The sequence below is a fragment of the Spirosoma fluviale genome (genome assembly GCF_900230225.1).
Classification (GTDB): Bacteria; Bacteroidota; Bacteroidia; order Cytophagales; family Spirosomataceae; genus Spirosoma; species Spirosoma fluviale.
The window spans coordinates 1318008-1331920 of record NZ_OCNH01000002.1 but is presented as its reverse complement, the minus strand read 5'-3'; the positions used below and the strand labels follow the sequence as shown (position 1 = coordinate 1331920).

Sequence of the window (13913 nt, the reverse complement as noted above, 5' to 3'; positions counted from 1 at the left end):
TACGGCCCGCAACCCTGTTGCGGGCCGTATTTTTTTGGATCCGGCCCGTTGGCTTTACGAGGTTTTGTCCCCTTTATGGAATGAGTTTTTTGATAATCAGTGAATAAGCGAAGGCTGGGTCAACTTTTAAACAGCCGATTTTGTTACCTAGCTACGTAGAAGCCATTTCATGTGCTAACTTTGCGGCTTTATTTAGAGGTGTCACGATAGAACCTATTATGTTATCCATCAGTAATTTACATGCCTCCATTGGCGAGAAAGAAATATTAAGAGGCCTTAACCTGGAGATTAATGCGGGTGAGGTTCACGCCATTATGGGGCCCAATGGTGCGGGCAAAAGCACGCTGGCGTCAGTATTAGCAGGTCGTGAGGACTATGATGTAACAAGTGGCAGCGTAGTTTTCGACGGAAAAGACCTGTTGGATATGGCACCCGAAGAACGGGCTGCCGAAGGTATTTTTCTGGCCTTCCAGTATCCAATCGAGATTCCGGGCGTCAGCACGACAAACTTCTTAAAGACTGCCTTGAACGAAATCCGTAAATATCGCGGACAGGACTCGCTCGATGCGGTACAGTTCCTGAAACTGATGAAAGAGAAGATGAAACTCGTTAACATCGACCAGTCGCTGCTGAGCCGGTCATTGAACGAAGGCTTCTCGGGTGGTGAGAAAAAACGAAATGAAATTTTTCAGATGGCCATGCTCGAACCCAAACTGGCTATTCTGGACGAAACTGATTCTGGCCTGGACATTGATGCCCTCCGCATCGTGGCCGACGGGGTCAATAAACTTCGTTCGCCGGAGCGGGCTACCATTGTGGTAACGCACTACCAGCGCTTACTGGATTACATCGTGCCCGATTACGTACACGTGCTGTACAAAGGTCGTATCGTGAAGTCGGGACCCAAAGAACTGGCCCTCGAACTGGAAGAAAAAGGATACGACTGGATCAAAGCCGAAGCTGAAGCCATCTGATGTATGATATATTATATATGATGTATGATATAGTCTATACCATACATCATACATCATACACCCTTATACATCATACATAAAAAAATGACTCCCTCTTACGCATCCTATAACGATTTTAAGGAGCAGTTGCTGGCGTCTTTTCGGGACAACGAAGAGCGCATGAACGGCGAACGAAAATCGCCCCTGCACCAGCTTCGTCGGTCTGCCCTGAAACAGTTCGAGCAGTTGGGCTTCCCCACGATTCGGCATGAAGAATGGAAGTACTCGAATGTCAACAGTCTCATCAAAGAAAACTTTGCACTCGATACCGCTTCGTCATTAACGGCCGAAGACCTGGTGCCGCTCGAAATTCCGAATCTGGAAGGCAATATCCTGTACTTTGTCAACGGCATCTACCATCCCGAACTGTCGCGGATTGTCAGCCCGTCTGAACAGGTACAGATTACCAGTTTCGCCGACTCGATCAAAGCAGACACCGAGTTTATGGGTGCGCATTTTGCCCGGTATGCCGATTATCAGGACAGTGCCTTTACGGCGCTGAATACGGCCATGGCCAGCGATGGGGTGGTGGTTCGGGTACCGGCTAATACGACCGTCGATCAGCCAATCATTCTGCGCTTCATTACCGATGCCCGCATTAGCAACATTACCTCGCAGCCTCGTAACCTCGTCGTTATCGGCAAAAATGCCGAGGTGATGATGGCCGAATCGTACCGGACATTGGGCGAAAATTCAAGCTTTGTGAACGTCGTGACGGAAATCGTGCTCGACCGCGACGCCCGGATGCAATACTACAAAGTACTGAACGAAACGGCGAAAGCATACCACATCGGCACGACTCAGGTTCACCAGGCCGACAACAGCCATTTCTATTCCGCGTCGATTACCCTCAACGGCCAATTCGTCCGGAACAACCTGAATATTGTGCTCAACGGTCAACATGCCGAAGCGTTCATGTACGGGCTGTACATGCCAAACGGTCGTCAGCACGTGGATAACCATACACTGGTTGACCACGCCATGCCCAACTCGTACAGCAATGAACTCTACAAAGGGATTCTGGACGATAACAGCACGGGCGTTTTCAACGGCAAAATCTTCGTTCGGCCCGACGCGCAGAAAACCAATGCGTACCAGTCGTGTAAGAACGTAGTCATGTCGCCGGGGGCATCCATGAACACCAAGCCGCAGTTGGAAATCTACGCCGACGATGTGAAGTGCTCACACGGAACAACCACGGGCCAGTTAAACGACGAAGCCCTGTTCTACATGCGTTCGCGCGGTATTCCTAAAGATGAAGCCCGGACGCTGTTGCTGTACGCCTTCTCGCAGGACGTACTGAGCCAGATCAAAATTAAGCCCATCCGCGAATACCTTGAAGGGGTTGTTCGGGAAAAGCTGACGAAGTAAAAAAGATTAGTATCGTAATTTTGTGGTGTCGGGTTCTCAAACCCGACACTTTTTTTATTCCTCCATGCGCCTACTTTACCGGCTTACCTATCTCCTCCTCGCCTACTCCACCGTTCACGGCCAAGGGGTTTCGTTCACCTTCGAAGGCGATTCCATTACCATGCCGTTCGTTCGGGATAGTTTACGGGGCATTTCGGGGCTGGAGATCGTACCAACAACGGGCGAGTGGCATCTGGTGAGCGACCGGGGCTGGCATTTCACTTTTACCAACATCAGAACCATCCGCGACCTGGGGGATAAAACGCGCCTGAAAGCAGCTCAGAAAACTCCATACTGGTTTGAAAGCACCCGGTATGACGCCCGAACCGGAACGTACTTCTGGACCGATGAGCACGAGCATGTGACCTCCGTTCAATATGGTAAAGTCATGCGAGATAGTGTCGCGCAGGTACTCCTGAAACTCCCCCTCCCCTCCCCCAACAAAGGACTCGAAGGACTGGCTGTTATGCCATCCGGTGCGCTTTGGTTGGCTCCCGAAGCCGGTTGGGAAGGCGAAACCCGGTTGACGCAGGACACCATTACGTTTTTCCGGTATCCGAATCCGCTGGCTACCGACCCGGTCGTAGAGCGATATAGATACCCCATCGACCGCTGCCCATTTGCACAGGGTGAAGAACGAACAGGCGGCATCTCGGAAATACTGGCCGTTGACGATACAAGGCTCCTTGTGCTGGAACGGTGTTATGATAATGAGCAGAAGCGTGTGACGGCCAACCTGTATCTGGCCACGCCCGACCAGGCAACGCATACCCTGCGAAAAGAGCTGGCTTTCAATTTTAATAGCCAGTTTCCCGGATCGGTCTGCAATCTGGAAGCGATGGCCTGGGCTGATGAATCGCATCAGACGCTGGTACTCATGGCCGATGACAACTTCCGCGTCAATAAAACCCTTCGAAATCAGGTCATCGTTTTGAAAAGACGGTAGTGTTTACACGAACCTAACCACCCTCGATTTACGTTTTGAAGATGACTTAGGGCTTACCGTTATCGTCATTTGCCCTCTTTTCGATACGAACACGATATGCAATCAGCGATAGAAACAACCTTGGATATACAGCAAATACGCCGGGATTTCCCCATCCTCCATCAACAGGTGAACGGTCGTCCGCTGGTTTATTTGGATAATGCCGCTACGAATCAGAAACCTACGGCAGTCATTAATGCGCTGACGGGCTATTACGAAGGGTACAACGCCAATATTCACCGGGGTATTCACCACCTGGCCGAAAAGGCGACGGCGGCTTTTGAAGCATCGCGCCGGGCCATGCAGGAGTTTCTCAACGCCAAACACTGGCAGGAGATTATTTTCACCTACGGCACGACCGATGGTATCAATCTGGTGGCCCAGACCTACGGACGCCAATTTCTGAAAGAAGGCGACGAGATCATTATCTCGACCATGGAGCACCATTCCAACATTGTGCCCTGGCAGATGCTTTGCGAAGAGAAAGGCTGCATTCTGAAAGTTATTCCCGTCAACGACGAAGGCGAGTTGCTTATCGACGAGTATGAAAAACTCCTGACGGAGCGGACTAAATTCGTTTCCTGCGTTCACGTATCGAACTCGCTGGGCACCATCAACCCCGTTAAAACCATCATAGACAAAGCCCACGCGGTTGGCGCGGTTGTCCTGATCGACGGGGCGCAGGCCAGCTCGCACCTTGAGCTTGATGTACAGGAACTCGACGCTGATTTTTATGTACTATCGGCCCACAAGCTATACGGCCCAACGGGCATGGGTGTGTTGTACGGCAAAAAAGAGTTGCTCGATGCGATGCCTCCGTACCGGGGTGGTGGCGAAATGATAAAGGAAGTGACGTTCGCCAAAACGACCTACAACGAGATCCCTTATAAGTTTGAAGCGGGTACGCCCAACATTGCCGATGTCGTTGCCGTCAAAACGGCCCTTGAGTACATGGCAGGCCTGGGCAAAGAAAATATTGCGGCTCACGAAAACGACCTGCTTCAGTACGCCACCGAGCAACTGAGCGAGTTGGACGGGCTCCGTATCATTGGGCAGGCCAAACATAAAATCGGTGTCGTTTCATTCGTGCTCGATGGCATTCACCATCAGGATACGGGCGTTATTCTGGACCAGCAGGGCATTGCCGTTCGGACGGGGCACCACTGTACCCAGCCGCTCATGCAACGCTTTGGCATTGCCGGAACTACGCGGGCGTCGTTTGCGGTTTATAACACCAGAGACGAAATCGACCGACTCGTAACTGGCCTTCGCCGGGTTCAGAAAATGATGTTATAAGCAGCATGACTATTAACGAAAAACAGGACGAGATTATCGAGGAGTTTGACTTGTTCGATGATCAACTCGACAAGACGCAATACATTATTGACTTGGGCAAAAAACTGCCCCCCATGCCCGAATCGCTCAAGACCGACGAGAACCGGATCATGGGGTGCCAGTCGAAAGTATGGGTCGATGCCGAATTGAAAGACAGTCAACTTTATTTTTACGGAGACAGCGAACCGACAGCCCAGATTTCCAAAGGTCTGGTTGGGTTGCTGATTCGGGTGCTATCGGGCGAAAAACCCGAAGATATTGCCAACGCCGATTTATACTTTATCCCCCGCGTGGGCATGGGAAATCTGATTACGTCCCTACGTGCCGGTGGTCTGGCCTCCATGATCGAGCGGATGAAAGCATTCGGAAAAGCCTACTCAACCGTCAAACAATAGTTAGAAGTTGAGTAGGTTTTGTCGCTCGGCAGCAATTCTGACAAATCCTGACCATTTTTGACCACAACATGACTTAAAGTAATGACAGACGAAGATCTAAAAGAACAAGTTGTACTAGCCCTCAAGGGTGTTTATGACCCCGAAATTCCGGTGGATGTGTATGAGCTGGGCCTCATCTACGACATCAAGATATTTCCGGTCAACAACGTGTATATCCTGATGACGCTGACGTCGCCCTCCTGCCCGTCGGCCGGGGAGATTCCAGCCGAAATCGAACAGAAAGTCCGGGCCATCGAAGGCGTAAGCGACGTAAGCGTGGAATTGACCTTCGATCCCCCCTACTCCACCGAGCTCATGTCGGAAGTAGCGAAACTGGAACTTGGATTTATGTAAAAAATAGTCGGTAAAGCTTACCGACTCAACTTATTAACTAACAAACTATTATGTATCCTCCTCATTTGCTTATCCCGATGCGGGAAGACCTGACCAGCGTTGGGTTTGAAGAATTGACCACCGCCGACGACGTAGTGAACGCAGTAGAAAACACCCAGGGTACTATGCTGGTCGTGGTAAATTCGGTTTGTGGTTGCGCGGCCGGCGCGGCCCGCCCAGGTGTGAAAGCGGCTTTAGCAGCTAGTCCCGTTAAGCCCGACAAGATGGTGAGTGTCTTTGCGGGTGGTGACCTGGAAGCAACGGCCAAGATGCGAGAGTATCTGCTGCCGTATCCTCCATCATCGCCAGCCATTGGCATTTTCAAAGATGGTGACCTCGTTCATTTCATCGAGCGGCACCACATTGAAGGCCGTTCGGCGCAGATGATCGCCCAGCACCTGGAAATGGCACTGGAAGAGTTCTGCACACCAGCAAACGCGTAATGTAGTACCGACCGTCCCGGTCGGGTGTGAAGTATAAGATAAAGGCAGATCAAATTTTGTCTGCCTTCTTAACGTCTACTTCACCCCCGACCGGGACGGTCGGTATTACACTAGGTCACCGCAAAAACCTTCGCCAGCAATCTCGATAGCGGCAGTAAGCAAAAGACCAGCAAAGCCAGCGGGAACGACGCGAAAGCCGCTACCCAGGCCGCGTTCATAACAATAAGCGAAAGCACCCCCGCCCGTACCGCCAGCCCGATATTTTGGCCAACGGGCTCCTTGACAGCCCGCCAAAGGGGAGGGAAAATATAATACCCAAACAGCAACAGAAACGGCAGGGCCGTACCTAACTGTTGCTGCTGCTGCGCCAGAGCCGCCAGGCAGCCAATGACCAGCGCATAGAGAATTCCCGCAAATCGAAGTGTCGTCGGGCTCCCACCGTGAACTTCTCCCCGACTAATCATGGTGATGGCCGCAATATAAGCGATGGGCACTACCCCTACCCACGCCCACGGCATCACTTGATCGGGAATAATGCTGATGCCCAGCAGGAGGTTTAATCCCCGGCAAAGACCCATATTGACGGGACCAAGCAGGTTATGATGCTTTCCAAATTTATCGTAGACCAGCGACGCTACCGTAATTCCGATGGCTAACAGCCCCGCCGTTTGATTGACGGCAAATGAGGCACTTATACCAATTAGAAACAACACTGTTCCCAGCAATATAGCGGTCGATTTAGGAATTACCCCACTGGGAATGGGGCGCTCAGGCCGTTCAACGGCATCCAGTTCGGCATCGAACACGTCGTTAAACACGACGCCCCCACCATACAGCCCGACCGTGGCCAGACAAAGCCAGCCCACCGGAACCGGGGCCGGGTCGTAAACCCCAAAATATCCTGCAATGGCCATACCCGCCAACACATCGGCAATGGCTGTAACCAGATTCGCCGGTCGGGTAAGGGAGAGAAGTGCTTTTAGCATAGAGTGAGAGACGGGGCCGCCAGCGCGGTGAAAGAGTGAAAGAGCGAAAATGGCTTGTGCCAACTTTTCACTCTTTCACTCTTTCAGTCTTTATTTAATTATCGTTGAATCCTTATCCACTCGTGGTGCCTGCCCGCCCCGTAATACCGAACTGCCGTTGTATCGCTGGCTCTGGTCGATACCCATCGGCTGGGTAAGTTCTTCCAGACTGAGCTGACCACTTTGGGCAAAGGCCGTTACGGCATTGGTAAACGTTACCAGCTTGATAGCCTCGTCCGAAATACCGCGCTGCTTCATCAATGCGGCTGTTTTGGGTACAGCCAGCGGGTCGCTGATTCCCCAGTCGGCAGCCGAGTTGATCATGATGCGCTCTGGTCCGTACTGTTTTACGACCTCGACCATTCGCTCATTTCCCATCTTGGTAAACGGATAAATGGTGAAGCCAGCCCAGAATCCCCGGTCCAGAACCTCGCGCACCGTTTCCTCATTATTATGGTCAACGATTACCATGCCGGGGTCTATACCGTGCTCGATGGCAATATCCATGCTCCGACTGGTACCTTGTTTTTTGTCGCGGTGGGGCGTGTGAATCTGCACAGGTAAGCCGGCTTCTCTGGCTAGTTCCAGTTGCGCCCGGTAGTATTTATCCTCGGCGGGCGTCTGGTCGTCGAAACCAATTTCACCTACCCCAACCACACCTTCTTTGTAGATGAATAACGGCAGAATTTCCATAACCTGCTCGGCTAATTCCTCCTGATTTGCCTCTTTGGAGTTCAATCCGATGGTACAATAGTGTCGAATACCGAACTGTGACGCCCGAAAACGCTCCCAACCAACCAGACTGGCAAAATAATCCCGAAATGAGTCGACGCCGGTGCGGGGTTGTCCCAACCAGAAAGCCGGTTCGATCAGGGCTACAACGCCCGCATCGGCCATTGCCTGATAGTCGTCTGTGGTACGGGACGTCATGTGAACGTGCATATCGAAAAACGACATGCCACGAATTGAATCCATAAAATCCATAATAGTTCTACGTTAGAGGCATTAAGTACTCGTTAATTGGGCAGCAAAGTTCCGTAAAAATTACCCCCGTTCTGCATGTTGTTTAGCAACATTTAATCCAGGTTCCACAAACTTCGCACTAGTCTATTCGTTTTATAGATAGATAGTCCTACAACAAATGCAACCATGAATATGAACATGCAGCAACAACGCAAAGCAGGAAAGTGGAAACTAGGGGCGGTTTTACTGCTTCTGGTGGGTGGTGGATTACTCTCCTGCCGCGAAAACGCCATCAACGACCTGAGTCCAGCCGATAGCCCGGTATATATAACCAATTACGACCGCTCGGCCAATTTCAGCCAGTATAAAACCTTTAGCCTTCCCGACTCCGTCATTGTAGAATCGAATGACTCGTATACGGCTGATCAAACGCCCCTTTCGAGCCGGTTTGTTACGAATGTGGCGAATGCGCTGACGGGCAGAGGGTTTCAACGGGTTAGCCGGGGCGATAGTGCCGACTTAGGCGTGGCTATTATCCGGGTCAACAATCAGTATACCGGGATAGCCTCCAATCCGTATTCGTATTACTCCAATTACTGGGGAGGAGGGTTCGGTGGCCTGGGGGGGGTGGGATATTCTCCATACTACCAAAGCTACTATACCTATCAGGTAACTGACCAATACTGGGAAATTCAGATTGTCGATCTGAAAAACCGTCCAGCTACGGGCACAGGAACGGGTACCGGTTCAGCACCACCTCAGTTAACAGTTATCTACAACGCGACCATTCGGGGGGCTGATATTGCGGATCAGCAATCCGTCGACAACGCCATTACCGCTATTTTCAACCAATCGCCTTATCTAAAGGCTGCTGAATAAGACATTATGAAATCGATCATCGCATTCATTACCCTGATAACGTTAACGACAACGACCTGGGCACAGTACCGGAATGATAACTCGGGCAATAATGGCTTTCCGTCGCCCTATCAGGAGTATGTTACGTTCAACATTGCCGCCCGCTATGGCGTTGTCTTTCCGCTGGGTGGAACGAAGGGGTACATCGACAACGTATCGCCGACCAACTTTGCGCTGGAAGGCGAATGGCTGTTCCCCAAACGGTTTGCCATTGGTATAAAAACGGGCTACCAGTATAACAAGCAGCGACTCGACCGGCAGGTGTATGAGTACGGCGATCAGTCTATTTCAGCCGTCCAAACCCGAACGCTTTCGGTTATTCCGGCCATGGTTTCGCTTTCGTATTATTTCGCCGATAATGCCGCAGCGCTTCGGCCGTATGTTCAGTTTGCCGGTGGGGGTGCCTACGTCGACTACACCAACTATTTCGGCACACTGGCCGACCAGTCGAATGGGTTTAAAGGGGCAATAGCACCCGCCATTGGTGTGAAATACTATGGTAAACGCGAACAGGGACTGGGTGCTGAGATTCAGGCGCAATACCAGAATATCTTCTTCAACTATGATTTACTGAAGAACAGTGCCCCTTCGCTGATGCTATCGGCTGGTATTTCGTACCGGTTTTATTAACGTAACGCGGGTGGAAACCCGCGATTTACTGATTGCAAACTTAAAATTGCGGGTTTCCACCCGCGTTACATCAATTCCTCCATATGAGCCGGTAAACTACGCCCGGCCGCCCGGCGTTCGGCAGCGAAATCTGTCAGCGTTTTGGCGAGTCGGGCGTTGTTGCGCTCATTCAGGCCGATGATCTGCGTAACGTCTTTATCCGTGAAGAACGCTTTCATAATCAACTGATTCCAGGCAGGTTCATCAAAGTAATCGGCAGGGTATGGATTGTGGAGCATAATGGCCGACTGCACATCGGCAATGTTGTTCCGAATGCCTTCCGTGGCCTGAAACTTCCACGCTTCGGGATAGGCCAGCACCGGCAGGGCAGAATACAACGCAACCAGTTCGTTCAGTTCGCCCGCTTTGAAGAGTTCGCTGATGGTTTTGACGTACGTAATCTGGTCATCGGCGGGGAGTTGGAGAAGCCACCACACCCGCGCCAGCCGGTCGAGGGTCCAGTCCTGAACGGTGAGACCGGGCCGTACCCGCTGCAAGGCAAATTGTATATCCGCCGGAACGACAACGGGCTGCTTCCCTACAAAGCGGGGCAAAGCCGTAAAGACGCGGTAAAAGACAGCGACCTGCGGATTAGACGAAAATGCATCGGCCTGTTGGCGCAGGTAGGTTACGGCTTTTTCGGAATTCGGTTGCTGTTCGATCAGGTAGAACAGCGTCTGGCTCATTGACAGAATATTCATAGCACAAAAGTAGACGTTCGGTAGGTTTTGTTGGTGTAAAAGTAAAGAGGAGTCGGCAGAATTACTGGCTCTGAAGCTGCCCTGCCGGTAGATAGACACTAAAGGTAGCTCCTTCGCCGGGCTGACTTTGCGCCGTAATTGCGCCCCCATGATTGGCAACGACTTTCTCGCAAATGGCCAGTCCAATCCCTGTACCCTGAAACTCGCTTTTGCCATGCAGCCGCTGGAACACCTGAAAAATCCGATCCAGGTATTTCTCATTAAATCCAATACCATTGTCTGTCACATCGATGCGGTAATACAGGTTAAGGGATCGAGTGGGTTTTGCAGACAGGGGCAACTCCGATGCTTCTACCAGTTGAGCAATTACGGTAATAACCGGCGGCACCGCCCCCCCTGTTGAACTCTTCCGACGAAACTTAAGCGCATTTGACAGTAAATTCTGAAAGAGCTGTATCAGTTGCGAGCGGTCGCCCAGTATCGTTGGCAACGGATGGATTTGTACCGTAGCACCGGTTTCCTGAATCATCACATCCAGATCCAAAAGTACCAGATTGAGCGTCTCGGCCAGTGAAACGGTCTCTGTTACTTCCTGGCGGGTGGTAATTCGGGAGAAGCTCAGCAAATCCCGGATGAGCGTCGACATCCGGTTAGCCGCCGTCTGCATTCGTTTCAGATAGTCGACTCCATCCCCCAGATTATCGGCATACTGGTTTTTCAGGAGGTCACCGAACGACTGTATCTTGCGTAGCGGCTCCTGCAAGTCGTGCGACGCCACATAGGCGAACTGCTGAAGGTTATCGTTGGATCGCTGTAAATCGTGGATCGACGCCTGCAGTTCCGCCGTACGCTGCTGCACCTGCTCATCCAGATCCGTTGACAGCTGGCGGTACCGATCTTCGCTGGCTGCCAGTGCCTTGTTAACCTCAACAAGTTCAGTGATCTCGGTACACACTTCCAGTACGCCCGTAATGGTATTGCCCTCGTGGTAAGGCGTGAGGAGAATGTTGAAATACCCCGTTTCGACCTCGCCATTTCGGTTTACGGGTATGGCAATGGACCAGCTCTGATCGGTAACGCCCGTCTGGTACACCGTCAGGCACCGATCCACAAACTCCTGTCCGCTCAATTCCGGCAGCGCACCAACAAGCGGTTTACCCAGTATATCCTTTTCGCGCTGGATAAGCTCCAGCATGGCCTGGTTGATCAGATCAATGACCAGATCAGGGCCTTTCATCAGGAGCATAGCCACCGGAGCCTGTTCTACCAGATTTCGCAGACGGGTTTCGGCCTGTCGGCGGGTCCGGTTCAGGTTTATCTGCGCCCGAACTTTGGTCAGGAGTTCCAGACTCGAAAACGGCTTTACCAGGTAATCATCCGCTCCGGCCTCCAGGCCGTCGATGCGAGCTTCCTGACCGGCTCGGGCGGATAAAAAGATAAGCGGGATGTGAGCCATTACCGGGTTATGCTTCACCCGGCGCAGCAGTTCTTTTCCGTCCATGACCGGCATCATCATGTCGCTCAGGATGAGCTGGGGCAGGTCTGTGTTTAGCTGCCGGATAGCATCGGCTCCATTCACGGCCGTCTGGATGGTGAAATAAGGAGCCAGTAAGCGGGTCAGGTAGGCCCGCATATCGGCATTATCGTCGACCACCAGAATTTTCGTTGTCCGGTCATCCTCAACTGCTTCCAGTGGCATTCCGGCCGTATCAACGGGCATCATTTCTTCCGAAAGCATTGTCCGGGCTTCCTGCAAAAAGGTATCGGCCAGCGGGCTCCGCTTACTTCGATAGTCGCCTTCCACTAGTTGATATTCGGGCAGATGGCCTTTACCCAAGGGCAATCGCACTGTAAATGTACTCCCCTGGCCTTCTACACTGGTTACCGTAATCGTACCACCGTGCAGATTCACCAGTTCATGCACCAGCGAAAGGCCAATGCCGCTGCCCTCGTAGGTACGCCCGCCCGCATTGGCAACCCGGTGAAAGCGCTCGAACATGTGGGGGATTTCTGCCGCAGGGATGCCTACACCCGTATCCGACACGCGAAGAACAGCGCTTTCGTCTTCGCCGGTTAGTTGTACCCCAATGCGGCCCTGTAACGTATACTTGAAAGCATTCGAAAGTAGGTTAAGTACAATCTTCTCCCACATTTCCGCATCGGCATAAACGACGGCGGGCAGCGGCTCACAGTCAACGGTCAGGTGCAGTCCGGCCCGCTCAATCAGGGAGCGAAAACTGCTGGTCAGGTCAACGGTCAGGCCAACCAAATCGATGGGCCGAAAGCTGGCTTTTGTCCGGCCTGCTTCTATACGACTGAAATCGAGCAGGTTATTGACCAGTTTCAGCAGGCGCAGGGCATTGCGGTGAGTGGCTTCTACCGGCTGTTTATACGCCGATGACTGGAAGGCATTGTCCTGTAGCAGTTCCTCCAGCGGCCCGAGCATCAGGGTCAGCGGTGTCCGAAATTCGTGGCTGATATTATTGAAGAACGCCGTTTTGGCCTGGTCAATAGCGGCCAGCGCTTCGGCTCGTTTTTGTTCTTCCTGATACGCATAAACATTCGAGAAAGCGGTGCTGATGGTATTGGCCAGAAGCGCGTAGAAGTTAAGGTAGTCCTGGTCGAGTGCCCGGCGCGGACTAACGCCGGCCAGCAGAAACCCAATGGGCTGCTCGCGGTTCGACAACAGAATAGGCAGCCGAACGGCGGTGTGCGGAGGCTCCGGATAGGGGCCGCCAGCAATTGTTCCAACCCGCTCGGCCAGTTGGTCAACTACCCGCGTCTCCGGCAGGGTGGTGAGCCAGTCGGTTTCGGCTATGGTCACTTGGTCAAGACCGGACGGTAGAGGAGAATCGACATCCAGGCCAGCCGTGCTGACCAGCTTTGCCTGTTTTCCATCCTCCAGAAGGTCGTAGAACAATAAAAAAGGTAAATCCAGGTCAAATCCGCTCTGTGCCTTCACCAAACTCGTGTAGATGTCCTGGTTAGTCTTTGCCTGTCCAACAAGGGCCGCCACATCCCGCAGTACCTGCGTTCGGCGGGCACTGAGCATTTTATCGGTCGTTTCGGTGATGGGGTGAAAAATTCCGCCTACCCCGCCGGATTCATCCCGAATGGGTGCGAAGGAAAAAGTCATGAACGCTTCTTCGAGGTAGCCATACCGATCCAGAAACATCCGCTGATCTTTAATGTATGTCCCTTCGCCCTGCTGCCCCCGCGTAAATGCATCCCCTACAACGGGAAGCGCCGTTTCCCAGCAAATCCGGAAATTCTGGCCCATCGATTCCGGATGTTTGGCCCCGCAGATAGGCCGGTAACTATCGTTATATAGCTGAATGGTTTCGGGGCCCCAGGCAATAAGAATAGGAAATGTTGACGAGAGGCATAAACTAACCGATGTCCGTAAACTTTGGGGCCATGAAGAAATAGGCCCAAGTGGTGTTTTTGCCCAATCCATAGAGCGGATCAATTGGCCCATCTCTCCCCCCCCAGCTAAAAACGGCTCTGACGATTCAGGCTCAATCATAGTATTAAGTAAACCACACACATGAAAAAAAGGTAGAACAAAGTGGGTTGTTCATCTGGCCTGTATACCAGAGACATACTCTTCTTGATTCTTGTCCT

13 protein-coding genes are annotated in these 13913 nt (G+C 52.1%); 9 read left to right on the top strand and 4 right to left on the bottom strand.

All coding sequences use genetic code 11. From position 1 onward, the window contains the following. The first annotated feature begins 218 nt into the window (after nucleotides 1-218). The 7 genes from sufC (at nucleotide 219) to CRO74_RS15955 (ending at nucleotide 6013) form a co-directional block, all read left to right on the top strand. A complete protein-coding gene (gene sufC, locus CRO74_RS15985; RefSeq protein WP_097127014.1) occupies nucleotides 219-974 on the top strand; it encodes a Fe-S cluster assembly ATPase SufC in 756 nt (251 codons plus the stop codon). Between the two features lie 84 nt (nucleotides 975-1058). Next, nucleotides 1059-2384, top strand: a complete 1326-nt coding sequence (gene sufD, locus CRO74_RS15980; protein ID WP_097127013.1) for a Fe-S cluster assembly protein SufD — start codon at nucleotides 1059-1061, stop codon at nucleotides 2382-2384. 64 nt (nucleotides 2385-2448) lie between these two features. Further along, entirely contained in the window at nucleotides 2449-3369 is a 921-nt protein-coding gene (locus tag CRO74_RS15975) for an esterase-like activity of phytase family protein (protein ID WP_097127012.1), read from the top strand. A 96-nt stretch (nucleotides 3370-3465) separates the two neighbouring features. Then, the gene (locus CRO74_RS15970) at nucleotides 3466-4704 is read left to right on the top strand and encodes a SufS family cysteine desulfurase (RefSeq protein ID WP_097127011.1); all 1239 of its coding nucleotides are present in this window, start codon (nucleotides 3466-3468) and stop codon (nucleotides 4702-4704) included. A gap of 5 nt (nucleotides 4705-4709) precedes the next feature. Further along, nucleotides 4710-5138, top strand: coding sequence for a SufE family protein (locus tag CRO74_RS15965; RefSeq protein ID WP_097127010.1), 429 nt, complete (start codon nucleotides 4710-4712; stop codon nucleotides 5136-5138). A gap of 81 nt (nucleotides 5139-5219) precedes the next feature. Then, complete coding sequence (locus tag CRO74_RS15960) at nucleotides 5220-5531, top strand: DUF59 domain-containing protein (protein WP_097127009.1); 312 nt, start codon at nucleotides 5220-5222, stop codon at nucleotides 5529-5531. 50 nt (nucleotides 5532-5581) lie between these two features. Further along, a complete protein-coding gene (locus CRO74_RS15955; RefSeq protein ID WP_097127008.1) occupies nucleotides 5582-6013 on the top strand; it encodes a BrxA/BrxB family bacilliredoxin in 432 nt (143 codons plus the stop codon). Between the two features lie 110 nt (nucleotides 6014-6123). Here CRO74_RS15955 and eboC read toward each other — a convergent pair whose 3' ends face one another. Then, on the bottom strand, nucleotides 6124-6999 hold the full coding sequence (gene eboC / locus CRO74_RS15950; protein ID WP_097127007.1) for a UbiA-like protein EboC: 876 nt from the start codon (nucleotides 6997-6999) through the stop codon (nucleotides 6124-6126). Nucleotides 7000-7089: 90 nt separating this feature from the next. After that, on the bottom strand, nucleotides 7090-8022 hold the full coding sequence (locus tag CRO74_RS15945; RefSeq protein WP_097127006.1) for a TatD family hydrolase: 933 nt from the start codon (nucleotides 8020-8022) through the stop codon (nucleotides 7090-7092). 165 nt (nucleotides 8023-8187) lie between these two features. On the opposite strand from CRO74_RS15945, the gene CRO74_RS15940 reads away from it, so the two are divergent. Both CRO74_RS15940 and CRO74_RS15935 read left to right on the top strand, forming a co-directional pair. Continuing rightward, nucleotides 8188-8880, top strand: a complete 693-nt coding sequence (locus CRO74_RS15940) for a DUF4136 domain-containing protein (protein ID WP_097127005.1) — start codon at nucleotides 8188-8190, stop codon at nucleotides 8878-8880. Between the two features lie 6 nt (nucleotides 8881-8886). After that, nucleotides 8887-9549 carry a porin family protein gene (locus CRO74_RS15935; protein WP_097127004.1) on the top strand — a complete coding sequence of 221 codons (663 nt, stop codon included), beginning with the start codon at nucleotides 8887-8889 and terminating at the stop codon, nucleotides 9547-9549. Nucleotides 9550-9614: 65 nt separating this feature from the next. On the opposite strand, the gene CRO74_RS15930 is transcribed toward CRO74_RS15935, so the two are convergent. Both CRO74_RS15930 and CRO74_RS15925 read right to left on the bottom strand, forming a co-directional pair. Then, complete coding sequence (locus CRO74_RS15930; RefSeq protein WP_097127003.1) at nucleotides 9615-10289, bottom strand: EboA domain-containing protein; 675 nt, start codon at nucleotides 10287-10289, stop codon at nucleotides 9615-9617. A 61-nt stretch (nucleotides 10290-10350) separates the two neighbouring features. Continuing rightward, on the bottom strand, nucleotides 10351-13815 hold the full coding sequence (locus CRO74_RS15925) for an ATP-binding response regulator (protein WP_097127002.1): 3465 nt from the start codon (nucleotides 13813-13815) through the stop codon (nucleotides 10351-10353). Nucleotides 13816-13913: the final 98 nt, after the last annotated feature.